19 protein-coding genes (1 of these 19 running past the window's edge) are annotated in these 22,255 nt (G+C 68.4%); 13 read left to right on the top strand and 6 right to left on the bottom strand.

The features are described from left to right. Together ACZK3W_RS01450 and ACZK3W_RS01445 are read left to right on the top strand one after the other, a co-directional pair. Positions 1–1,029 carry the 3' portion of a M23 family metallopeptidase gene (locus tag ACZK3W_RS01450; RefSeq protein ID WP_032128447.1) on the top strand. 444 nt of this gene lie to the left of the window's left edge, so the window shows 1,029 of its 1,473 coding nt (coding positions 445–1,473); its start codon lies beyond the left edge, outside the window; the stop codon is at positions 1,027–1,029. A gap of 65 nt (positions 1,030–1,094) precedes the next feature. Next, positions 1,095–2,222, top strand: a complete 1,128-nt coding sequence (locus ACZK3W_RS01445; RefSeq protein ID WP_478450329.1) for an anhydro-N-acetylmuramic acid kinase — start codon at positions 1,095–1,097, stop codon at positions 2,220–2,222. Between the two features lie 70 nt (positions 2,223–2,292). Here the strand turns inward: ACZK3W_RS01445 and ACZK3W_RS01440 are convergent, their stop codons facing one another. The 3 genes from ACZK3W_RS01440 to ACZK3W_RS01430 form a co-directional block, all read right to left on the bottom strand. Further along, positions 2,293–2,523, bottom strand: coding sequence for a hypothetical protein (locus tag ACZK3W_RS01440; protein ID WP_005420465.1), 231 nt, complete (start codon positions 2,521–2,523; stop codon positions 2,293–2,295). A gap of 78 nt (positions 2,524–2,601) precedes the next feature. Next, on the bottom strand, positions 2,602–3,975 hold the full coding sequence (locus ACZK3W_RS01435; RefSeq protein WP_032128445.1) for an AmpG family muropeptide MFS transporter: 1,374 nt from the start codon (positions 3,973–3,975) through the stop codon (positions 2,602–2,604). Then, positions 3,972–4,772, bottom strand: a complete 801-nt coding sequence (locus tag ACZK3W_RS01430) for an exodeoxyribonuclease III (protein WP_032128444.1) — start codon at positions 4,770–4,772, stop codon at positions 3,972–3,974. The genes ACZK3W_RS01435 and ACZK3W_RS01430 overlap by 4 nt, the downstream gene beginning before the upstream one ends. 162 nt (positions 4,773–4,934) lie before the next feature. On the opposite strand from ACZK3W_RS01430, the gene pyrE reads away from it, so the two are divergent. The 8 genes from pyrE (at position 4,935) to ACZK3W_RS01390 (ending at position 14,392) form a co-directional block, all read left to right on the top strand. After that, the gene (pyrE, locus tag ACZK3W_RS01425) at positions 4,935–5,594 is read left to right on the top strand and encodes an orotate phosphoribosyltransferase (RefSeq protein WP_010486876.1); all 660 of its coding nucleotides are present in this window, start codon (positions 4,935–4,937) and stop codon (positions 5,592–5,594) included. Between the two features lie 19 nt (positions 5,595–5,613). Beyond that, positions 5,614–6,282 carry a hypothetical protein gene (locus tag ACZK3W_RS01420; RefSeq protein ID WP_478450328.1) on the top strand — a complete coding sequence of 223 codons (669 nt, stop codon included), beginning with the start codon at positions 5,614–5,616 and terminating at the stop codon, positions 6,280–6,282. Positions 6,283–6,456: 174 nt separating this feature from the next. Continuing rightward, the gene (locus tag ACZK3W_RS01415) at positions 6,457–6,549 is read left to right on the top strand and encodes a potassium-transporting ATPase subunit F (protein ID WP_005407770.1); all 93 of its coding nucleotides are present in this window, start codon (positions 6,457–6,459) and stop codon (positions 6,547–6,549) included. Positions 6,550–6,561: 12 nt separating this feature from the next. Beyond that, positions 6,562–8,271, top strand: coding sequence for a potassium-transporting ATPase subunit KdpA (gene kdpA / locus ACZK3W_RS01410; RefSeq protein WP_293797997.1), 1,710 nt, complete (start codon positions 6,562–6,564; stop codon positions 8,269–8,271). Positions 8,272–8,281: 10 nt separating this feature from the next. Continuing rightward, entirely contained in the window at positions 8,282–10,339 is a 2,058-nt protein-coding gene (gene kdpB / locus ACZK3W_RS01405) for a potassium-transporting ATPase subunit KdpB (protein WP_478450327.1), read from the top strand. Continuing rightward, complete coding sequence (kdpC, locus tag ACZK3W_RS01400) at positions 10,336–10,986, top strand: potassium-transporting ATPase subunit KdpC (RefSeq protein WP_253146023.1); 651 nt, start codon at positions 10,336–10,338, stop codon at positions 10,984–10,986. Before kdpB ends, kdpC begins: the two co-directional genes overlap by 4 nt. Before the next feature lie 51 nt (positions 10,987–11,037). After that, entirely contained in the window at positions 11,038–13,698 is a 2,661-nt protein-coding gene (locus tag ACZK3W_RS01395) for a sensor histidine kinase (RefSeq protein WP_180838587.1), read from the top strand. Next, positions 13,679–14,392 carry a response regulator transcription factor gene (locus ACZK3W_RS01390; protein WP_004153862.1) on the top strand — a complete coding sequence of 238 codons (714 nt, stop codon included), beginning with the start codon at positions 13,679–13,681 and terminating at the stop codon, positions 14,390–14,392. The genes ACZK3W_RS01395 and ACZK3W_RS01390 overlap by 20 nt, the downstream gene beginning before the upstream one ends. Positions 14,393–14,729: 337 nt before the next feature. Here ACZK3W_RS01390 and ACZK3W_RS01385 read toward each other — a convergent pair whose 3' ends face one another. From ACZK3W_RS01385 to coaBC, 3 genes are read right to left on the bottom strand one after another with little or no spacing between them, the layout of a single operon-like run. Then, positions 14,730–17,075: a phosphomannomutase/phosphoglucomutase gene (locus ACZK3W_RS01385; protein WP_478450326.1), complete on the bottom strand. Its 2,346-nt coding sequence runs from the start codon at positions 17,073–17,075 to the stop codon at positions 14,730–14,732. A gap of 12 nt (positions 17,076–17,087) precedes the next feature. Beyond that, entirely contained in the window at positions 17,088–17,561 is a 474-nt protein-coding gene (gene dut / locus ACZK3W_RS01380; RefSeq protein WP_180838585.1) for a dUTP diphosphatase, read from the bottom strand. Continuing rightward, positions 17,558–18,820, bottom strand: a complete 1,263-nt coding sequence (coaBC, locus tag ACZK3W_RS01375; protein WP_180838584.1) for a bifunctional phosphopantothenoylcysteine decarboxylase/phosphopantothenate--cysteine ligase CoaBC — start codon at positions 18,818–18,820, stop codon at positions 17,558–17,560. The genes dut and coaBC overlap by 4 nt, the downstream gene beginning before the upstream one ends. Positions 18,821–19,048: 228 nt before the next feature. Between coaBC and ACZK3W_RS01370 the strand changes: the two genes are divergently transcribed. The 3 genes from ACZK3W_RS01370 (at position 19,049) to argS (ending at position 22,253) form a co-directional block, all read left to right on the top strand. Beyond that, on the top strand, positions 19,049–19,675 hold the full coding sequence (locus tag ACZK3W_RS01370; protein ID WP_293798007.1) for a response regulator: 627 nt from the start codon (positions 19,049–19,051) through the stop codon (positions 19,673–19,675). A 70-nt stretch (positions 19,676–19,745) separates the two neighbouring features. Next, positions 19,746–20,450 carry a RadC family protein gene (gene radC / locus ACZK3W_RS01365; protein WP_032130338.1) on the top strand — a complete coding sequence of 235 codons (705 nt, stop codon included), beginning with the start codon at positions 19,746–19,748 and terminating at the stop codon, positions 20,448–20,450. 114 nt (positions 20,451–20,564) lie between these two features. Continuing rightward, the gene (gene argS, locus ACZK3W_RS01360; RefSeq protein WP_012478915.1) at positions 20,565–22,253 is read left to right on the top strand and encodes an arginine--tRNA ligase; all 1,689 of its coding nucleotides are present in this window, start codon (positions 20,565–20,567) and stop codon (positions 22,251–22,253) included. Positions 22,254–22,255 lie beyond the last annotated feature (2 nt).

The raw sequence follows: 22,255 nt of genomic DNA, 5'->3' as shown, positions 1-22,255 counted from the left end.
ATCGCCTTCGACATGCCGCTGTCCGGTGACCTGCGCAGCATCCGCTTCGACCGCGATGCCGACAACCGGGTGGAACTGAGCCTGGCCGGCGATGACATCAAGGAGAAGGTGACCAAACGCGAGACCTCCACGCGCACGGTGGTCACCAGCGGCGAGATCACCAGCTCGCTGTATGCCGCGGCCCGCCGCGCCGGGCTGTCGCCGTCGGCGATCGCGACGATGACCGACGACATCTTCAAGTACGACATCGACTTCTCGAAGGACCTGCAGCCGGGCGACCGCTTCAGCGTGGTGATGGATGAAACCTGGCGCGAAGGCGAGAAGGTGGACACCAGCAAGATCCTGGCGGCGACCTTCACCACCGGTGGCAAGACCTATTCCGGCTTCCGCTTCGACCGCAACGGCAAGTCCGAGTACTACGACATCAACGGCCGTTCGCTGAAGAAGAGCTTCATCCGCATGCCGATCCCGTTCGCACGGCTGAGCTCGACCTTTGGCGCGCGCAAGCACCCGGTGCTGGGCAAAATGCGCATGCACAAGGGCGTGGACTACGCCGCGCGCACCGGCACCCCGATCATGGCCGCCGGCGACGCCCGCGTGCAGTTCGCCGGGGTGCAGCGCGGCTACGGCAACGTGGTGATCCTCGACCACGGCCGCGGCCACACCACCCTGTACGGCCACATGTCGCGCTTTGCGAACATCAAGACCGGCCAGCGTGTGGCCCAGGGCACGGTGATCGGCTATGTCGGCTCGACCGGCCTGGCGACCGGCCCGCACCTGCACTACGAATTCCGCGTCAACGGCGAGCACCGCAACCCGCTGACCGTGACCATGCCGCCGCCGGAGCCGCTGAAGGGCGCCGAGCTGGTCGCCTTCCGCGCGCAGACCGCACCGGCGATGGCGCGCATCCAGGGCATGGAGAAGCTGATCTACGCCGACGCCAGCCCGGCACCGACCAGCCGCGACGAGGCCGCCCCCGAGGTTGCCAGCGCCAAGGACAAACAGGCAACCGGCCGCAAGCGCGGCTGAGCCCCTGCGTTGACGAAGAAGGACGCGGCAGCCCAAGCTTGCCGCGTCCTTTTTTTATGCCTGCCATGAACACAACTGTCGACGCTGACGCCCCCCTGTACCTTGGCCTGATGTCGGGCACCAGCGCCGATGGCATCGATGCCGCGCTGGTGCAGTTCCCCAGCGGCGCTGGCTGCCGCTTCGTGCATGGCCTGACCGCCCGCTGGGAGCCGGTGCTGCGGGCGCGGCTGGTGGCACTGGGCGAAGGGGGCCCGCTGGACTCGCTGGAGGAGCTGGGCGAACTGGACGCGCGGATCGCGATCAGCTTCGCTGAAGCCGCCAATCAACTGCTGGCCGAGGCCGGTGTGGACCGCAGCCAGGTCCGCGCGATCGGCTCGCACGGCCAGACCGTGCGCCATCGCCCGCTGGCCAATCCGGCCTTCACCGTACAGCTGGGCGACGGCAACCGCATCGCCGAGCTGACCGGGATCACCACGGTGTGTGATTTCCGCCGCCGCGACGTGGCAGCCGGAGGCCATGGTGCGCCGCTGATGCCGGCCTTCCACCTCGGCATGCTGGGCACGGCTGATGAAGACCGCGCCGTGCTCAACCTGGGCGGGATCGCCAACCTGACCCTGATCCCGCGCGAAGGCGCGGTGCGTGGCTTCGATACCGGCCCGGCCAACGCGCTGATGGATGCCTGGTGCCAGCGCCACACCGGCCGCACCTTTGATGCCGACGGCGCGTATGCCGCCAGTGGCGCGGTGGACGAGAGCCTGCTGGCGGGTTGGCGTTCGGAGCCGTGGTTCGCGCTGCCGCCGCCGAAGAGCACCGGCCGCGAACAGTTCCACCTGGCCTGGGCCGAGGCCCACATGGGCGAAGGCCAGTACACTGCCGCCGATGTGCAGGCCACCCTGCTGGAGCTGACCGTGGCAACGGTGGCCGATGCGCTGCTGGCGCAGCAGCCGCAGACCCGGCGCCTGCTGGTCTGCGGCGGCGGGGTGCGCAACCGGCAGCTGATGAAGCGGCTGGCTGCACGGCTGCCGGGGGTGCAGGTGGAGTCCAGCGCGGTGCATGGGCTGGACCCGGAGTACGTGGAAGCGATGGGCTTCGCCTGGCTGGCGCAGCGGACGATGGACGGGCTGGCCGGCAACCTGCCGGGCGTGACCGGGGCAACGGGGCCGCGGATCCTGGGGGCGATCCACCTGGCGTGAGGTGGTCATCCACGCATGGCGTGGATCTACCGGGAACGGCGGTCGAGCATAGCTCGACGCTACAAGGGCGTTAATCGAAGCCCTGCCCTGCGGGCAGGGCCTGCAGGGCGGCGATGGCATCGGAGAGCGCGTCCACTTCGGGATCGCCGAAGCCGGAGCGGACCTCCAGTTCACTGCTGAACAGGCCCTGCTCCAGCAAGGCGGCGCAGGTCTGTTCGTGGGTCCAGCCGCGGGCAACCGCGACACGTCGGATACGTTCCAGCAGCAGCGGGTCCAGGTCCCGCAGCACAACGTCGGCCATGCTCACTTCCCCGTTCGCAAGGCACCGCCCCCTCGGCGCGTCGGGGGCGATGATCCCGCAGACCGGGCGGGCAGGCAATCAGGTGGCGCTTGCGGCCTGGCGACGACGCTGCTGCAGGATCAGCAGGGCGCAGAGGATCACCACCGGGATCGCCACCAGCGCGGTACCGACGAAGAACAGCGCGTAGCCTTCCAGCAGCGTCCGGCCCTGCGCGAGCGTCTGTACCGACCACCCCGAGAGCCCCTTGAGCGCCTTGCCTGGCATCGCGTAGAACGAACTCAGCAGCGCGTACTGGGTTGCGGTGTATCCGATGCTGGTCAGGCTCGACATATAGGCGATCAGCGCCGTACCGGCGAAACCGCTGGCGAAGTTGTCGATTGCCATGGCCACCGCGAAATGGGTCGTGTCCGGGCCCGAATAGGCCAGCCAGGCAAACGCCAGGTTGGAGGCCGGACCCAGCACGGCACCCACCATCAGCGCCGCCAGCACCCCCCAGCGCACCGAGACCAGGCCCGCCGCAGCAATGCCGACGAAGGTCGCGACCAGACCCACCGAGCCTCGCACAGCGCCAACGGTGTCCTCGTCCAGGCCGAGATCGACGTAGAACGGGTTGGCCATCGGCCCCATGACGAAGTCGGCCATGCGATAGACGCTGATGGCCACCAGGATCAGGATCGCACCACTACGATGCTCGCGGACGAAGGCGATGAACGGCCCCGCCACGGCGTCGAACAGGCCCCGCGGCGTCCACAGCGAGGTCGCCTGAGCCTGCACGGCAGCCACTTCCCGCGCGGGCTCACGGGCCATGACCACGGCCACCACGCCAAGCGCCATGAGGACGGCCATGATCTCGTACGAGACCTGCCAGCCGACACGGGCCGCGATGATCAGGATCAGCGCATCGGTCACAAGCAACGCAGTGCGATAGCCCAGCGCCGAGGATGAGGTCAGCAGGCCCAGCTGCTCGCTGTTGTCAGCACTTTCAATGCGCCAGGCATCGATGACGATGTCCTGGGTGGCCGAAGCAAACGCCACGATCACGGCCATCACGCCGAACACGACGATGTGCTGCCAGGCGATACCCAGGAACTGGATCTGGCCCCCCTTGGGCTGGACCAGCGCCATGCCGACCAGGCCCACCACCACGACCAGCTGCGACAGCAGCATCCAGCCACGGCGGCGGCCAAAGCGACCGAACAGAGGCACGTCGGTCTTATCAACGATCGGCGCCCACAGGAACTTCATGGTGTAGGCCAGCCCGACCCATGACAGGAAACCGATCGTGCTCAGCTCGATGCCTTCCTTGCGCATCCAGAAGCCGAGCGTGTTGCCCACCAGATAGATCGGCAGGCCGGAACTGAAGCCGAGCAGCAGCATCGCCAGCACCTTGCGCTGGCTCAGGTTGGACACCACCTGCTGCCACGGCCGACGCGGCTTGGCAGCCTCGGTCACAGGTCGTAGTCCACGATGAACGGCGCGTGGTCGGAGAAGCGCTCGTCGCGGTAGATCGAGCAGCTGCGCAGGCGGTCACGCAGGCCCGGGGTGATGAACTGGTAGTCGATGCGCCAACCGACGTTGTTGGCGCGGGCAGCGCCGCGGTTGCTCCACCAGGTGTAGTCCTCGCCGGTGGGGTTGAGCAGGCGGTAGGCGTCAGCCCAGCCACGGCCGGCGGCGACATCGGTGGCCTGGCCATGGTCGGCGCACAGGGCATTGAGCCAGTCGCGCTCTTCCGGCAGGCAGCCGGAGTTCTTCTGGTTGGACTTCCAGTTCTTGATGTCCAGCGCCGAACGCACGATGTTCCAGTCGCCGCACAGCACGTAGTCGCGGCCGCTGCGCGCCCATTCCTCGAGGATCGGCCGCAGCCATTCCATCACTTCGAACTTGAAGCCCTGGCGCAGGTCGCCCGAGCTGCCGGACGGGATATAGAAGGAGACCACGCTGAGGTTGCCGTAGCGCGCCTCGATGTAGCGGCCTTCGTCGTCGAACGGGGCCCAGCCCAGCGAGGTGATGACCTGGTCCGGCTCGCGCTTGCTGTAGATCGCCACGCCGCTGTAGCCCTTCTTGGTGATGGCGTCGCGGTAGAAGCAGTGGTGGCCGTCCGGACGGAACATCGGATCGGTCAGCTGGTCTTCCTGGGCCTTGGTCTCCTGGATGCACAGGACGTCGGCGTCCTGGGACCGGAACCAGTCGAGGAAGCCCTTGGTTGCGGCGGAGCGGATGCCATTGGCGTTGAAACTGATGATGCGCATGCGGGGGACCTGCGGCGGGAAACCGGGCAAGCATACCGGTTGCCCGCGGGGCTGCGCAGTCCGCCAGGCCGGGCCGCGACACCCTTCACAGGGCCCCGGACGAGCGCGAAACGCCCAGCTGGATTAGGATTTGTGCTCCAAATGAAGATGAATCGAGTTTTGATGAGCGACCACCGCCACCGTTTCCTGCAGCTGGCCCTGACCGCCGACGCCCTGCGCTTCGGCCAGTTCACCCTCAAGTCCGGCCGGCTGAGCCCCTATTTCTTCAACGCCGGTCGTTTCGACTCCGGTTCGCTGCTGTCGCAGCTCGGCGCCTGCTACGCCGATGCCATCGATGCCACCGGGATCAAGTACGACGTAGTGTTCGGCCCAGCCTACAAGGGCATTCCGCTGGCCACCGCGATGGCCTGCGAGCTGGCCCAGCGTGGCCGTGACCTGCCGCTGTCGTTCAACCGCAAGGAAGCCAAGGACCACGGTGAAGGCGGCCAGCTGATCGGCGCCGACATGAACGGCAAGCGCGTGCTGATCGTCGATGACGTGATCACTGCGGGTACCGCGATCCGCGAAGCGCTGGGCATCATCCGCGCCGCCGGTGGCACCCCGGCCGGCATCGTGGTGGCACTGGACCGCCAGGAGATCGCTTCGGAAACCGATCGCCGTTCGGCGGCGCAGTCGGTGGCCGAGGAAGCCGGCATTCCGGTGATCGCCGTGGCGTCGCTGGCCGACCTGCTTGATTTCGCCTCCGGCAACCCGGAACTTGTGGGTTACCGGCAGCCGCTGGAAGCCTACCGGGCCCAGTACGGCGTCCGTTCGATCCGCTGACCGACCCAGGGGAAAGGTCATGTCCCGAGTTCCTGCTGTGCTCTTTGCCGGCCTGCTGCTGGCCGTGCCGTTCACCGTACCGGCGCAGTCGCGCGACAGCGGCAAGACGGAAAAGAAGCTGTACTGCTGGAACGAGGGCAAGGAGCGGATCTGCAGTGATTCGCTGCCGGCCGACGCGGTCAACCATGCCCGCGAGGAGTTCAACGCGAAGAGTGGCCTGCGCAATGCGCAGGTCCAGCGCGCGTTGACCGACGAAGAGCGCGCCGCCGCCAGCACGGAGGCGGCGCAGCAGCAGCTGGACCTGATGGCCGCGCAGACCCGCCAGCGCACCGAGCAGGCGATGCTGACCACCTATGGCAGCGAGGACGACCTGCGCCGGGTGTTCGCCGAGCGCCAGGAAGTGCTGGACAACAACCTGAAGACCGCCGAGTACAACGTCACCAGCCTGCGTGAGTCGCTGGTGGCGCTGCTGGCGGCCGCAGGTGACCGCGAACTGGCCGGTGGCAAGGTGGCCGACAAGCAGGCCGAGACGATCCGCCAGCGGCACGTGCAACTGCAGTCGCAGCAACGGCTGCAAGCCGGGTTCCTGCAGCAGCAGCAGGCGTTGAAGGCCGAGATCGACAGCACCCTGCAGCGCTATCGCGAGCTGAAGGGGCTGGTGCCGGCGAGCCAGGCTCCGGCGGGCTGACCACGCTCCGGTCGCCGGGCATGGCCCGGCGCTACCCAGGGCCTGGTTACGGATTGGCCCACGGAATTTATGCACTCTTTACGCGTCGGCCCGGTCCGGCGCGTAGTGCGTTTATGGGGGGCAGGACGACGATGACGGCCTGAGGTGGAGGGGTTCCACCAGGACGCTATTGCAATGTCCCCATGGCTGTCGTTGTTGTGTGGCGTGCTGGTGCTGGTCGCCGCCGCCTATCTCCTTTATGTCGTGCTGCGGCCCGAGTCGTTCTGAGCGGAGCCGGCCATGACTGAGATGCTTGTGATTATTGCCGCCAGCCTGCTGCTGGCGTGGCCGCTGGGCCTGTACCTGGCCCGCGTGATGCGTGGCACGCCGATGAAGGTCGACGTGCTGTTCCACTGGATCGAGAAACCGCTGTACAGGGTGTTCGGGGTCGATCCGTCGCGCTCGATGTCCTGGCGCGGCTACGTGCTGGCCTTCGTGCTGAGCAACGTGGTGGTCGCGGTACTGACCCAGGCGGTGTTCATGACGCAGGCCTGGCTGCCACTGAATCCGGACCAGATCCCGAACATGCGCTGGGACACCGCGCTGCACACGATGATCTCGTTCCTGACCAACACCAACCAGCAGCACTATTCGGGTCAGGCGCAGCTGTCCTATCTCTCGCAGATGACCGGCATCACCGGCCTGCAGGTGGTCACGCCGATGATGGGCCTGGCACTGGCGGTGGCCACACTGCGCGCGTTGTTCGCGCGTTCGCCGCAGGCCGCAGCGGCCAATGGTGCCGGTGATGACCGCCAGGTGGCGGTGGGCAACTACTACGTGGACGTGGTGCGCCTGTGCGTGCGCTTCCTGTTGCCGCTGTGCCTGGTGTGGACCCTGCTGCTGACCAGCCAGGGCGTGCCGTCGACGATGACCGGTGGGCCGCAGGCCACGCCGATCGACGCCAGCGCCGGCATGGCCGAACAGAAGCTGCCGCTGGGCCCGGTCGCGGCGATGGTCGCGGCCAAGCAGCTGGGCGCCAACGGTGGCGGCTGGTACGGCCCGAACAGCAGCTTCCCGCTGGAGAACCCGACCCCGCTGTCGAACGCGCTGGAAATCGTCGGCATCCTGTTGGTGCCGATGGCAGTGATCTTCATGATCGGTGCGTTCACCGGCCGACGTCGCTTCGGCGCCCTGGTGTTCAGCTGCATGCTGGGCATGTCGCTGCTTTCCACCGGCGCGATGATGTGGAGCGAAGGACATAGCGCCAGCGCCGCCACGCCGCTGCTGATGGAAGGCAAGGAAGTGCGCTTCGGCGCCGATGGCACCGCGCTGTGGGCGGCAGTGACTACCCAGGTCTCCAATGGCTCGGTCGACGGCATGCACGATTCGCTGGCGCCGCTGAGCGGTGGCATCGCGATGGTCAACATGCTGGTCAGCGCGATCTGGGGCGGCATCGGCTGTGGCCTGCAGCAGTTCATCGTCTATCTGCTGCTGGGTGTGTTCCTAGCCGGGTTGATGACTGGCCGCACGCCGGAGCTGTTCGGCCGCAAGCTGGAGACGCCACAGGTGCGCCTGCTGGCCCTGCTGGTGCTGCTGCAGCCGATCACCCTGCTGGTGTTCACTGCGATCACCTTGGCCGTACCCGGCCTGGCGGGCACCTCCAACCCCGGCTTCCATGGCATCAGCCAGGTCTTCTACGAGTACGTCTCGGCCTACGCCAACAACGGCTCGGGCTTCGAAGGGCTGGGCGACGCCACGCTGTGGTGGAACCTGAGCTGCTCGCTGGTACTGCTGCTGGGCCGCTTCCCGCTGCTGATCATTCCGCTGGTGGTGGCCACACAGCTGGCTGCCAAGCGCCAGGCCCCGGAGTCTGCCGGCAGCCTGCAGATCGAAACCCCGACCTTCGCCCTGACCCTGGTCTCGGTGATCGTCATCCTGACCGTGCTGCAGTTCATGCCGGCGCTGGTACTCGGCCCGATCGCCGACCACCTGAGCCTGGGACTGCACTAAGGACACCCTGATGAGTACCCAAGCAAGTTCAACCCGTAGTACCCATGCAGCGCGCCCTGCCCTGCTGGATGGCGCCGGCCTGCGCCGTGCGCTGGTCGAAGCGGTTCTCAAGCTGTCGCCGATGCATCTGGTGCGCAGCCCCGTGATGGCGGTGGTGATGGCCGGCACGATCGTGGCCGCGATCGTCACCCTGACCGGCAACGCGCCGCTGGGCTTCGGCCTGGCGGTGACCGCGATCCTGCTGGTGACCGTGCTGTTCGGCAACTTCGCCGAAGCCGTAGCGGAAGCGCGTGGCCGTGGCCAGGCCGCCTCGCTGCGGCGTGCCCGCCAGGACCTGGTGGCACGCCGGCTGGCGGCGCCGCAGCCGGGTGCCGCCGAAACCCAGGTACCGGCCGCCGAACTGCGCCCGGGCGACCACGTGATCGTCAGCGCCGGTGAGCTGGTGCCGGCCGATGGCGAGATCGTGCAGGGCCTGGCCACCATCAACGAAGCCGCGGTGACCGGCGAATCGGCGCCGGTGCTGCGCGAGGCCGGTACCGACCGCTCCGGCGTGATCGGCGGCACCAAAGTGCTGTCCGACCAGATCATCGTGCGGGTGACCGCCGAACCCGGCCACAGCTTCCTGGACCGGATGATCGCGCTGGTGGAAGGCGCCAACCGCCAGAAGACCCCGAACGAGATCGCGCTGACCCTGCTGCTGGCGGCGATGACGCTGACCTTCCTGGTGGTGGTGGCCACGTTGCCGGCCATTGGTGCCGCCGTCGGCGTCAAGGTCGATCCGCTGGTGCTGATCGCGCTGCTGGTGTGCCTGATCCCGACCACCATCGGCGGCCTGCTGCCGGCCATCGGCATCGCCGGCATGAACCGTGCGCTGGCCGCCAACGTGCTGGCCAAGTCGGGCAAGGCAGTGGAGGTGGCCGGCGACGTCGACGTGCTGCTGCTGGACAAGACCGGCACCATCACCTACGGCGACCGTCAGGCCAGCCACTTCCATCCGCTGGCCGGCATCGATGCCAGCCAGCTGCGCGAGGCCGCACTGCTGTCCTCGCTGGCCGACCCGACCCCGGAAGGCAAGTCGATCGTGCGCCTGGCGCGCGAACAGGGCTGCGCTACCGCCGAACCGCACCACGCCGAGTACCTGGCGTTCAGTGCGCAGACCCGCATGTCCGGCGTGGACCTGGAACATGGGCGGCAGATCCGCAAGGGTGCCGCCGATGCGATCCGTGCCCACGTGCAGGCGCTGGGCGGCAACGTGCCGGCGGAACTGGCCGGGCGCGTGGAGCAGGTCGCACGCAACGGTGCCACCCCGCTGGTGGTGGCCGAGGGCCGCCACGTGCTGGGCGTGATCGAGCTGTCGGACGTGGTCAAGCACGGCATGCGCGAGAAGTTCGCGCAGCTGCGGGCGATGGGTATCCGCACGGTGATGATCACCGGCGACAACCCGCTAACCGCCGCCGCGATCGCTGCCGAAGCCGGTGTCGACGACTACATCGCCGAGGCCCGCCCGGAAGACAAGCTGGCACGCATCCGCCAGGAGCAGGCCGGTGGCCGCCTGGTGGCGATGGTCGGCGATGGCACCAATGACGCGCCGGCGCTGGCCCAGGCCGACATCGGTCTGGCGATGAACTCCGGTACGCAGGCGGCGAAGGAGGCCGGCAACATGGTCGACCTCGATTCGGACCCGGCCAAGCTGCTGGCGGTGGTGGAAGTAGGCAAGCAGCAGCTGATCACCCGCGGCGCGCTGACCACCTTCTCGCTGGCCAACGACGTCTCCAAGTACTTCGCGATCCTGCCGGCGCTGTTCGCCGCGGCCGTTCCGACCATGGCCGCCTTGAACGTGATGCAGCTGTCGAGCCCGCGCAATGCGGTGCTGGCAGCGCTGATCTTCAACGCCCTGGTGATTCCCGCCCTGATCCCGCTCGCCCTGCGTGGCGTGCGCTTCCGCCCGGCCACTGCAACCGCACTGCTGCGCCGGAACATGCTGGTGTACGGCCTTGGCGGCGTGCTGCTGCCGTTCGCAGCGATCAAGGTAATTGACCTCCTTCTTGTCCTGGTATTCGGCGCATGAACCGTACTACTTCCACTTCATCTTCCCTTCCGCGCGAACAGAAGGCCGAGGCCCGCGTGGCCAGCCTGCAGGATGGTGCCAGCTGGCGCCCGGCGATCGGCCTGGGCCTCGCCACCCTGCTGCTGGCCGGTGCGGTCTACGCCGGTATCGCCACCGGTTTTGCCGGCCTGGCCTACCCGACCCAGGCCGAGGGCAGCCTGCTGCGCGATGGCAACGGCCAGGTACGCGGCTCGGCGTGGTTGTCGCAGCCGTTCACCGGTGACGGCTACTTCCAGGCACGTCCGTCGGCAGCCAACTACGACCCGATGGCCGCGGCCGGTTCCAACATGGCGCGCAGCAATCCGGCCCTGGCCGAGCGTGTTGCCGCCAGCACCGCTGCGGTGGCCGCGCGCGAAGGCGTCACCCCGGCGCAGGTACCGGCAGACCTGGTCACGCAGTCCGCAGGTGGCCTGGATCCGCAGCTGTCGCCGGCGGCGGCGCGCCTGCAGGTGGCACGCGTGGCACGTGCCCGCGGCCTGCCGGTGGAGCGCGTGCAGGCACTGGTGCAGGCGCATACCGAAGGGCGCCAGTGGGGCCTGTTCGGCCAGCCGCGGGTGAACGTGGTGACGCTGAACTTCGCGCTGGACCACGCGGCCAAGGCACCGTGATGCCGGCCTGCACCGGCTGCGCGCACAATGGCGGCCATGACAGCGGCACCCATGACTGATGCGCGTACCCGCCAGGCCGATGCCCTGGTTGAAGGCCTGCAACGCGAAGCCGGCGGCAAGCTGACCGTGTTCCTCGGTGCGGCGCCGGGCGTGGGCAAGACCTACACCATGCTGACCCGCGCACAGGAACAGCTGCGCCGCGGTGTCGACCTGGTGGTGGGCCTGGTGGAAACCCACGGCCGCGCCGATACCCAGGCGCTGCTGGAGGGCCTGCCACAGCTGCCGCTGAAGGCAGTGGCCTACCACGGCCATACCCTGCAGGAAATGGACCTGGATGCCGTGCTCGCACGGCATCCGGCGCTGGTGCTGGTGGACGAACTGGCCCATCGCAATGCGCCGGGCAGCCGCCATGAGCGGCGCTGGCAGGACGTGATGGAGCTGCTGGATGCCGGCATCGATGTCTGGACCACGGTCAACATCCAGCATCTGGAAAGCCTCAACGATGTGGTGATGCGCATCACCGGCGTGCGCGTGAGCGAGACCGTGCCGGACGGCGTGCTCGACCGCCTGCATGACATCGTGCTGGTCGACCTGCCGCCACGCGAACTGATCGCACGCCTGCAGCAGGGCAAGGTGTATGTGCCCGAACAGGCCGCGCAGGCGCTGCAGGCATTCTTCTCGCCGGCCAACCTGACCGCGCTGCGTGAACTGGCGATGCAGGAAGCCGCCGACCGCGTCGACAGCAGCCTGCGTGAAGCACGCGCCGCACGCGGCGAGAGCAACCTGCCGCTGCGTCGCGGCGTGCTGGTGGCCATTGATGGCGGCGGTCAGAGCGAATACCTGGTGCGGGTGGCGCGTCGCATCGCCGAACGCCGCGACGCGCCGTGGACGGTGGTGACCGTTCAGGGCCGGCGCCAGGATGACGCGACCCGACGCGAAATCGATGCGGCCTTCGCACTGGCACGGCGCCTGGGTGGCGACGCGGAACTGCTGCACGGATCGAGCATCGCCGATGCCCTGCTTGACCATGCCGCACATAACGGCGTGTCGACCCTGGTACTGGGCCGCACCCGCGAGCGACCGCTGGCGCGGATGTTCAACCGCACCCTGACCCAGCAGCTGATCCAGCGCGGCGCGCATTACGAGATCACCATCATCAGCACCCCGCAGGCACGTGCGCGCTCGCGCCGCGAGGGCCTGCTGCCGCCGGTGCGCGGCATCAGCTACGAACCGGCGCAGGCACTGATCGCCACCGCGTTGGCCTGTGCGGTGGCATGGCTGGCCGAACGCTGGGTGGGCATGGCCGACCTGTCGATGGTGTTCATCGTGGCGGTGGTAGTGGTGGCCGCGCGCACGCGCGCCAGCGTGGCGGTGATGGCGGCGATCCTGTGTTTCCTCGCCTACAACTTCCTGTTCATCGCACCCCGCTTCACCTTCGCCATCGGCGCGCGCCAGGGCGTGATCACTGTATTCCTGTTCCTGGCCGCCGCGCTGGTGGCCGGACGCCTGGCCTCGCGCCTGCGCATGCAGGTGATCGCGCTGCGTGCAGCCAATCGCCATGCGCGTGCGCGCCAGCAGCTGGGCCGCCAACTGGCCAGTGCCGCCGGCAACGGCGAGGTGGCGCAGGCGGGTCGGCATGCACTGGAACAGGCCATGGACGTGCCGGCGTGGCTGCGGATCGGCGCCGATACCGCAACCGGTGGCCGCAGCCAGCCCGGCGACACCGACCTGGCCGCCGCCGACTGGGCGCTGCGCCATGGCCAGCCCAGTGGCCGCTTCACCGATACCCTGGCCGGCGCGCAGTGGTGGTTCCTGCCGTTGCTGGATGGCGAGGACCGCGCGATCGGCGTGGCCGGCCTGTATCTGCCCGGTGCACAGGCGCGCCTGCTGCCCGAACAACGGCAGCTGGCCGAAGCGATGGTCGATGACATCGCGCAGGCCGCGCTGCGCACGCGGCTGGTGGCGGAACTGGAGCAGGCGCACGTCAGCAACGAGACCGAGCGACTGCGCTCGGCGCTGCTCTCTTCGGTGTCGCACGACCTGCGCTCGCCACTGGCGGCGATGATCGGCTCGGCCGACAGCCTGGCCAGCTATGGTGCGGCAATGGATACGGCCGATCGCCGTGCCCTGCTCGACACCATCCTGGTCGAGGGCGAACGGCTGGACCGCTACATCCAGAACCTGCTGGACATGACCCGCCTCGGCCACGAGGGATTGAAGATCAACCGCGACTGGATCGGCGTGGACGAACTGATCGGCTCGGCCGCACGGCGCCTGCAGCGCTACCAGCCCAAGGTGCGGCTGGAGTTGGACATTCCGGCCACGCTGGCGCCGATCTGGGTACACCCGGCGCTGGTCGAACAGGCGGTGTTCAACGTGATGGAAAACGCGGCCAAGTTCTCACCGCCTGATGCTGCCGTGCAGGTGCAGGCGCGTGAACTGGACGGCCAGCTGCGCATCGACGTGATCGATGCCGGCCCCGGCATTCCCGACGACGAGCGTGCGCGCATCTTCGACATGTTCTACAGCGTCGAACGTGGCGACCGTGGCCGCCATGGCACCGGCCTGGGCCTGACCATCTGCCAGGGCATGATCGGCGCGCATGGCGGCAGCGTGCAGGCGCTGCCCGGACGCGACGGTCGCGGTACCCTGATCCGCATCACCCTGCCCCTGCTCAAGCCAGCCTCCCACGATGAGCCCGACCCCGATTGATGCCAGCGTGCCGGCCGCGCGCGTGCTGGTGATCGATGATGAAACCCAGATCCGCCGGTTCCTGGACATCAGCCTGCGCGCGCAGGGCTACCAGGTGCGGCAGGCCGCCACCGGCCAGGAAGGCCTGCAGCTGGCCGCCAGCGAGGACATGGATCTGGTGATCCTGGATATCGGCCTGCCGGACATGGAAGGCCACGAGGTGCTGGAACAACTGCGGCAGTGGAGCCAGGTGCCGGTGATCATGCTGACCGTGCGTGCCGGCGAGGCGGAGAAGGTGCGTGCGCTGGATACCGGCGCGAATGACTACGTGACCAAGCCGTTCGGCACGCAGGAGCTGATGGCGCGGGTGCGGGCGCTGCTGCGCACGCGCAGCGTACCCAGTGATGGCACGCCACCGGTATTCGACGATGGCCACCTGCATGTGGACCTGGTCCGCCGTGAAGTGGCGCTGGATGGCGAGCCGGTAGCGTTGACCCGCAAGGAGTACGCGCTGCTGTCGCTGCTGCTGCGCAACGCCGGGCGGGTGGTGACCCAGCCACAGATCCTGCAGGAGATCTGGGGCCCGACCCACCAGCACGACACCCATTACCTGCGCATCCTGGTCGGCAAGCTGCGGCACAAGCTGGGCGATTCAGCGCTGGATTCGCGCTACCTGTTCACCGAACCGGGCGTCGGGCTGCGGTTCAAGGGGTGAGGGTGTGCCGACCAACGGTCGGCACCCACCAAAGCGAATCCGGAAGAGCATCCACGCATGGCGTGGATCTACTGTGTCGACCAAGGTCGACACCTACCAACAGCGGTCCATGCCGTTCCGACAGATCGCGGAAATTGTCAGGGGTGGGGCGGTGTCGGAGTGCGGGGTGTCAGCCGCATGGATGCGGCTGCCAAGCCTACAGGGACGTACTTGCGGCGTCCCCGCACTCCGACACCGCCCCGCCATCTCGCGGATAGCTCGCTATTGATGTTGATGTTGATGTTGATGTTGCTGCTGCCGTTGCTTCGGCGGGCGCCGGGCGCAGCCCGGCCCCACCTCAGAACCCCAGCGGGGTGTCGCCCAGCACCGGCTGCAGCTGGCTGCGGAACAGCGCCTGGATGCGTTCCAGCGCCGCCTCGTCATTGCCCTCGAAGCGCAGCACCAGCACCGGCGTGGTGTTGGAGGCGCGCACCAGGCCCCAGCCATCGGGGAAGTCCACGCGCAGGCCATCGATGGTCGACAACCGACCGCCCACATACGGGTTGTCCGGCGACTGCGCCGCCGCCACCAGCATCGCCACCAGCGCGTGCGGCGTACCGTCGGCCACCGGCACCTTCAGTTCCGGCGTGGCCACCATCTCCGGCAGCTCTGCCAGTACCTCGTCCGGAGTCTCCTCGCGCTGGGCCAGGATCTCCAGCAGGCGCGCAGCCGCATACAGGCCATCGTCGAAACCGAACCAGCGCTCCTTGAAGAAGAAGTGGCCGCTCATCTCGCCAGCCAGCTCAGCATCGGTCTCGCGCATCTTCGCCTTCATCAGCGAATGCCCGGTCTTCCACATCAGCGGGCTGCCACCATTGCGCAGCACGTGGTCGGACAGCTTGCCGGTGCACTTCACGTCGTAGATCACCATCGCGCCCGGATTGCGCATCAGCACGTCGGCGGCGAACAGCATCAGCAGGCGGTCGGCATAGATGATCTTTCCTTCGCCGGTGACCACGCCCAGGCGGTCACCGTCGCCATCGAAGGCGACGCCGAGATCGGCACCGAAGCGCTTCACCGTCTGCACCAGGTCTTCCAGGTTGGCCGGCTCGCTGGGGTCGGGATGATGGTTGGGGAAGGTACCGTCGACATCGCAGTACAGCGGGATGACTTCCGCACCGATCGCTTCCAGCAGCTGCGGCGCGAGCGCGCCGGCCACGCCGTTGCCGGCATCGGCCACGACCTTCAATGGGCGGTCCAGCTGCACGTCGTCGGCGATGCGCTGGATGTAGTCGGCGCTGACATCGCGCTGCTGGTAATCGCCCGGCTCGGCGGCCTGTACCAGGCGGCCTTCGACGATGCGCTGGTACAGATCGGTGATGGCATCACCGGACAACGTCTCGCCGCCGATGACCACCTTGAAACCGTTGTACTCGGGCGGGTTATGGCTGCCGGTGACCGCCACGCAGGTGCCGGTACGCAGATGGAAGGCGGCGTAGTACACGACCGGGGTCGGTGCCAGGCCGATGTCGATCACCGCGCAACCGGCGCGCCTCAGGCCCTCGGCCAACCCTGCGGCCAGTTCCGGGCCGGACAGGCGGCCGTCGCGGCCGATCACCACCTCGCGCAGGCCCTGCTCCAGGGCCACGGTGCCGATGGCCTGGCCGATCAGCGCCGCCGTTTTCGGCGTCAGTTCACTGCCAACCACGCCGCGGATGTCGTAGGCGCGGAAGATACCGGCCGCCAGTTCCTCGGTCGGAACCGGTGGCGGGGGCGGCGGTGCACTTTCAGTTGTGCTGGCCTCGGCCACCGGCGGCGGCGCCATCTGCAGGCTCTCGCTCAGGGTCGGGCCATGATCGGCTTCCGCCACGGTCGCCCGGCGCGGCAGCGGCAGCGACTTCGGCAGGCGGCCGCGCCCCACCACCAGCAGCACGGCGATGAACGCCAGCAGCAGCGCAACGATGGCGCTGGCCAGCGAACCCAGGCCCAGCGGACCAGGTTCGACATTGGGTACCGCGGCCACCAGCCGCAACGGCGTCCCCGGAATCGGCCGCGCCAATGCTTCGGCGCTTTCGGCCAGGCCGGCATCGCCCTGGGCGACGAGGTCATGCGCGCCCTGGCGCAGGCCAAGGAAACCGGCCGATGGCGCACTCACCTGGTCCAGCGGTGAGGTCAGCCGCAGCAATGGCTGGCGCACGTAGAGCACCGCCGGGCCGAGACTGCCCAGTTGAACCGGCGCTGCCAGGCCCAGGCGATTGCCACCGCCATCGCGGACCACGCGCAGGCTGGGCTTGCCTTCGGCCAATGCCGCTTCCAGCAGCGCCAATCGCGCATAGCCAAAGGCGGCCGGGTCGGCGTAGGCGTTGGCCAGATCGGCGGCCAGTACCTCGGCGTGCTCGACGCCGGTCCAGCTCTCGCGGACCGCGAGTGCCGCCGCAGCGGCATCACCGGCCTGCAGCGCCTGCTGCACGCGCTCGTTCTTCAGCTGCTGCTGCAGCTGCTTCAGCTGGCCGGCAGCGGCCTCCTGCAGGCCCTGCACGGCCTGGTCACGTGCAGCTTCCAGCGCCTGGCCGTTGGCCTCCTGGCGCCATTGCTGGACTGCGCTCCATCCGAACCAGCCGGCCAGCAGGATCAGCAGCACCCCCAGTAGTGGCGCACTGCGTCCCAACGACCGTCCCCGCTGTCCTTCCCCGATGCCGCTCATCGATGTCCCCTGTCAACGCACCCCGGTGTGGCCGAATCCACCCGTTCCCCGCACGCTGTCGGTGAAAGTATCCACCACCTGCAGGCTGACGCGGGCAATCGGCACGATCACCAGTTGCGCGATGCGATCGCCCGGCTCGATGGTGAAGGCCTCGCGGCCACGGTTCCAGACGCTGATCAGCAGCGGGCCCTGGTAATCGGCGTCGATCAGGCCGGTGCCATTGCCGAGCACGATGCCGTGGCGATGGCCCAGCCCCGAGCGCGGCAGGATCACCGCGCACAGGTTCGGATCGGCGATGTGGATGGCCAGGCCGCTGGGAACCAGCGCGGTGTCGCCCGGCTGCAGGGTCAGCGCGGTATCCAGCGCCGCGCGCAGGTCCATGCCGGCGCTGGCCTCGGTGGCGTAGGCCGGCAGCGGCCAGCTGTCGCCGAAGCGCGGATCGAGCAGCTTGACCTGCAGCGGTTGGGAAGTGGATGCCTGGGTCATGCCTGGAGTCTCCGCGCGATCAGCGCCAGCAGTTGTTCGGCCAGCTCGCGCTTGGAGGTGGCCGGGAATACCTGTTCACCGTCCTGCCAGAAGGCCGTGGCGGCATTGTTGTCGCTCTCGAAACCGCCGCCGCTGATGCCGACCTGGTTGGCGATCACCAGGTCCAGGCGCTTGTCGACCAGCTTGCCACGCGCGTATTTCTCCACGTCGTGGGTTTCGGCGGCAAAGCCGACCACCAGCTTCAGCGACTGCGTCTGCGCAGCCACCTCGGCAAGGATGTCCGGCGTGCGCACCAGCTCGATCACCAGCGACTGGCTGTCGGCGGTCTTCTTCAGCTTCTGCGGCGCGACCTGGCGCGGCGTGTAGTCGGACACTGCAGCGGCACCGATATAGATGTCGGCCGGCAGCGACTTCAGCACGGCATCGCGCATCTGCGCAGCCGAGCGCACGTCCACACGCTGCACGCCGGGCGGCGTCGGCAGCTGTACCGGGCCGCTGACCAGCACCACCTGAGCACCCATCGCGGCGGCGGTCGCGGCCAGGGCAAAGCCCATCTTGCCGCTGCTGCGGTTGCCGACATAGCGCACCGGATCGATGTCTTCATAGGTCGGGCCGGCGCTGATCAGCAGGCGCAGGCCCTGCAGCGCGCGGGTTTCCGGCGCGGCAACGGACGCCGCGCTGCTGCCATTGGCGGCCAGCGCGGCCACGATGTCGTCCGGTTCGGCCAGACGCCCCGGACCGGACTCGCCTTCGGCCAGCGGGCCATCGACCGGGCCGATCACCTGCGCGCCGCGCTGGCGCAGCAGGGCGATGTTGGCCTGGGTGGCCGGGTGCAGCCACATGCGATGGTTCATCGCCGGGCAGATCGTCAACGGCGCGGTACTGGCCAGGCACAGCGTGCTGACCAGGTCATCGGCATGGCCCTGGGCCAGCCGGGCCAGCAGATCGGCGGTTCCCGGGGCAACCACGATGCGGTCGGCCCAGCGCGCCAGCTCGATGTGGCCCATGGCCTGTTCGGCGGCGCTGTCCCACAGCGTGGTGCGGGTGGGCTGCCCGGACAGGGCCTGGAAACTGAGCGGAGTGACGAACTGCTGGGCACCGGCGGTCATCGCCACCTGCACCTGGGCACCGGCGTCGCGCAGGCGCCGCACCAGTTCCAGGGCCTTGTAGGCCGCGATCCCGCCTCCGACGCACAACAGCAGTTTCTGACCTTCCAGCGCGCGGGCCGGCGCGGGGGAAGCGTTGGGGGAGTCAGCCACCTGGAATTCCTGTGCAAACGAGGGCGCTAGCTTACCCGATGGTCGGTAATGTCCCGGTGCAGGGTGCACATAGCGGACAGCTATCAGCAGATGGAGCACGTTGCGCTTGACCCGGGGTTTGCCGGGCATCGGTTTCGGACCTTTCCTATACCTCTGCGGGTCTGCGCTTTTGCAGAATCAGGCATTGGCTGCCGTCTGCCGTGGCCTGTTCGACCTTCGAGGAGCCTCGTGCATCCACGCATCATCATTGCCGACGACCATCCTGTGGTCCTGCATGGCATCCGTATCGTGCTGCAGACCCACCTGATGGACATCGTCGGCAGTGCACGTGACGGCGCCCAGCTGCTGGAGCTGGTGGACCACCACGACTGCGATGCGGTGCTGACCGACCTGTCGATGCCGGGTGACGGCCCGGACGGTCCAGAGCTGATCGACGCGCTGCGCGTGCGTCACCCCGGGCTGCCGGTGGTGGTGCTGACCGGCGCCCGCCATCCCGGGCTGCTGGACGGACTGCTGCGCGAGGGCATCAGTGGGCTGGTCGACAAATGCGCCGATTTCGCCGAACTGCCGCAGGCACTGAACGCCGCACTGGCCGGCCAGGTGTTCGTTTCCCAACAACTGCGCCACCACCTGCAGGCGCGCGACCTGCTGTTCCCGCGCGAACCGGCGCCGCTGTCGGCGCGGGAACAGGAAGTGCTGGATCTGCTGGCGGCCGGGCTCAGCGTGAATGCCGTCGCCGAACGCTGCGGGCGCAGCCCGAAGACCATCAGCCGGCAGAAGGCCGAAGCCAAGCGCAAGCTGGGCCTGCAGAACAACCAGGAACTGTTCGACTATCTGCAGACCCGGCGCGGGTGAGGCATCGCCCGACCCGGTGCTGCGGTGTGCACCGATGGGAGCCGCCACCCGGGCTGGCGATGATGCAGGCATGCCCATCCATGACTGGCCCGAACAGGAACGCCCCCGCGAGAAGCTGATCGCGCGCGGGCCCACGGCACTTTCCGACGCCGAACTGCTGGCCCTGTTTCTCGGCTCCGGGTTCGGTGGCCGCGATGCCGTGCAGACCGCGCGCGACCTGCTGCAGGCGCACGGCCCGTTGCGGGTGCTGCTGGACCGCCCCGCGCGTGACCTGGCCCGCCTGCCCGGGCTCGGCCCGGCGCGCAGCTGTACGCTGGCTGCCGGGCTGGAACTGGCCCACCGCTACCTGGCTGCCGAGCTGGAACACGGCGAAGCGGTCGGCAACAACCCGGCCGCGGTCGGCCGCTATCTGCAGCACCGCCTGCGGGGGCAGGCCCGGGAGATCTTCATGGCCCTGTTCCTGGACAACCGGCACCGCCTGATCGCCTGCGAGGAACTGTTCCACGGCACCATCAACGCCGCACCGGTCTACCCACGCGAAGTGGTGCGGCGCGCCCTGCTGCACAACGCGGCGGCGGTGATCCTCAGCCACAACCACCCTTCCGGCGACCCGGAACCCTCCAGCGCCGATACCCGCATCACCGACGAACTGCAGCAGGCACTGGCGATGGTGGACGTGCGCCTGCTGGACCACTTCGTGGTCGGTGAGGGCCGCCCCGTTTCGTTTGCTGAACGAGGCCTGCTGTCGCCGCCCCAGCCCCGCCTGTTCGGCTGAGCGCCCGCCCTCCAGGCGCCATCGGTCGCCCCCACAGGCAGGTTTCGGTCAGCGTGGCCGCTGGTATCTGCGCTAAAATGGGCGATTCCGCCGCTCATTCTCACAGCAGGCCTCGTGAAAAATCTCCTCCGCGCCCTGATCAGCCAAGGCATCGAAGCCTTGCGCGCCAATGGCACCCTGCCCGCCGACTCCCTGCCGCCGGACTTCGTGGTCGAGCGCCCGAAGACCCGTGACCACGGCGACTTCGCCACCAATGCCGCGATGCTGCTGGCCAAGGCCGCGCGCAGCAATCCGCGCGCACTGGCACAGGCGCTGGTCGAGGCACTGCCGCGCAGCGAGGACGTCAGCAAGGTCGAGATCGCCGGCCCCGGCTTCATCAATTTCCACCTGGCGCCGGCCGCGTACCAGCGTGAAGCCGCGTCGGTCATCAAGGAAGCCCACGACTACGGCCGCAACCTGTCCGGCAATGGCCGCACGGTGGGCGTGGAGTACGTGTCGGCCAACCCGACCGGCCCGCTGCATGTCGGCCATGGCCGCGCGGCGGCGATCGGCGACTGCGTGGCGCGCGTGCTCGACGCCAACGGCTGGAACGCCAAGCGTGAGTTCTACTACAACGACGCCGGCGTGCAGATCGAGAACCTGGCGCTGTCCACCCAGGCGCGGATCAAGGGCATCGCGCCGGACCAGGATGGCTGGCCGGAAGGTGGCTACCGCGGTGAATACATCGCCGACGTCGCCCGCGCCTACATGGCCGGCGCCAGCGTCGATCTGGAAGGCAGCACCGTGGTCGGTGCCAAGGACCCGGACGACATGCAGGCGATCCGCCGCTTCGCTGTGGCCTACCTGCGCAACGAGCAGAATCTGGACCTGGCCGCGTTCGGCGTCGACTTCGACATCTATTTCCTGGAAAGCTCGCTGTACGCCGATGGCAAGGTGGCCGAAGCGGTCGCCAAGCTGCAGGCGTCGGGTCATACCTATGAAGAAGGTGGCGCGCTGTGGCTGCGCAGCACCGACTTCGGTGACGACAAGGACCGCGTGATGCGCAAGTCCGACGGCACCTTCACCTACTTCGTGCCGGACGTGGCCTACCACCTGTCCAAGTGGCAGCGCGGCTACGAGCGCGCGATCACCGAGCTCGGCGCCGATCACCATGGTTCGCTGGCACGCGTGCGCGCCGGTCTGCAGGCGATGGAAGTGGGCATCCCGCAGGGCTGGCCGGAGTACGTGCTGCACCAGATGGTCACCGTCATGCGTGGCGGCGAGGAAGTGAAGCTGTCCAAGCGTGCCGGCAGCTACTTCACCCTGCGCGACCTGATCGAGGAGGCCGGCCGCGATGCCACCCGCTGGTTCCTGATCGCGCGCAAGCCCGATTCGCAGCTGACCTTCGACATCGACCTGGCCCGCCAGCAGAGCAACGACAACCCGGTGTTCTACGTGCAGTACGCGCACGCCCGCGTCTGCAGCCTGCTGCGCCAGGCACAGGAGAAGGGCCTGGTGTACGAACAGGGCAATGGCCTGGCCAACCTCGGCCGCCTGGCCGACGACGCCTCGCTGCTGCTGATGAACGAGATCTCGCGGTACCCGGAAGTGGTGGAGGCGGCCGGCGTGGCGCTGGAACCGCATCTGGTGGCGCAGTACCTGCGTGAATTGGCGCACGCGTTCCACACGTGGTATCACGGGACGCCGGTGCTGGTGGAAGACGCTGCGGATCGCAACGCCAAGCTGACCCTGGCCTGCGCCGCGCGCCAGGTGCTGGCCAACGGCCTCGAACTCCTGGGCGTCAGCGCCCCGGAAAAAATGTAAGC

The organism is Stenotrophomonas sp. 80084_Sma, from assembly GCF_056481995.1.
The sequence above is the reverse complement of the archived record's forward strand: the minus strand, read 5'-3'. Positions and strand labels throughout refer to the sequence as shown.

Bases quoted from the DNA above. Each gene is read 5' to 3' on its own strand.
- ACZK3W_RS01445 (WP_478450329.1), top strand. From the start codon at position 1,095: ATGAACACAACTGTCGACGCTGACGCCCCCCTGTACCTTGGCCTGATG.
- ACZK3W_RS01440 (WP_005420465.1), bottom strand. From the start codon at position 2,523: ATGGCCGACGTTGTGCTGCGGGACCTGGACCCGCTGCTGCTGGAACGT.
- ACZK3W_RS01430 (WP_032128444.1), bottom strand. From the start codon at position 4,772: ATGCGCATCATCAGTTTCAACGCCAATGGCATCCGCTCCGCCGCAACC.
- pyrE (WP_010486876.1), top strand. From the start codon at position 4,935: ATGAGCGACCACCGCCACCGTTTCCTGCAGCTGGCCCTGACCGCCGAC.
- ACZK3W_RS01420 (WP_478450328.1), top strand. From the start codon at position 5,614: ATGTCCCGAGTTCCTGCTGTGCTCTTTGCCGGCCTGCTGCTGGCCGTG.
- ACZK3W_RS01415 (WP_005407770.1), top strand. From the start codon at position 6,457: ATGTCCCCATGGCTGTCGTTGTTGTGTGGCGTGCTGGTGCTGGTCGCC.
- kdpA (WP_293797997.1), top strand. From the start codon at position 6,562: ATGACTGAGATGCTTGTGATTATTGCCGCCAGCCTGCTGCTGGCGTGG.
- kdpB (WP_478450327.1), top strand. From the start codon at position 8,282: ATGAGTACCCAAGCAAGTTCAACCCGTAGTACCCATGCAGCGCGCCCT.
- kdpC (WP_253146023.1), top strand. From the start codon at position 10,336: ATGAACCGTACTACTTCCACTTCATCTTCCCTTCCGCGCGAACAGAAG.
- ACZK3W_RS01395 (WP_180838587.1), top strand. From the start codon at position 11,038: ATGACTGATGCGCGTACCCGCCAGGCCGATGCCCTGGTTGAAGGCCTG.
- ACZK3W_RS01390 (WP_004153862.1), top strand. From the start codon at position 13,679: ATGAGCCCGACCCCGATTGATGCCAGCGTGCCGGCCGCGCGCGTGCTG.
- ACZK3W_RS01385 (WP_478450326.1), bottom strand. From the start codon at position 17,075: ATGAGCGGCATCGGGGAAGGACAGCGGGGACGGTCGTTGGGACGCAGT.
- dut (WP_180838585.1), bottom strand. From the start codon at position 17,561: ATGACCCAGGCATCCACTTCCCAACCGCTGCAGGTCAAGCTGCTCGAT.
- radC (WP_032130338.1), top strand. From the start codon at position 19,746: ATGCCCATCCATGACTGGCCCGAACAGGAACGCCCCCGCGAGAAGCTG.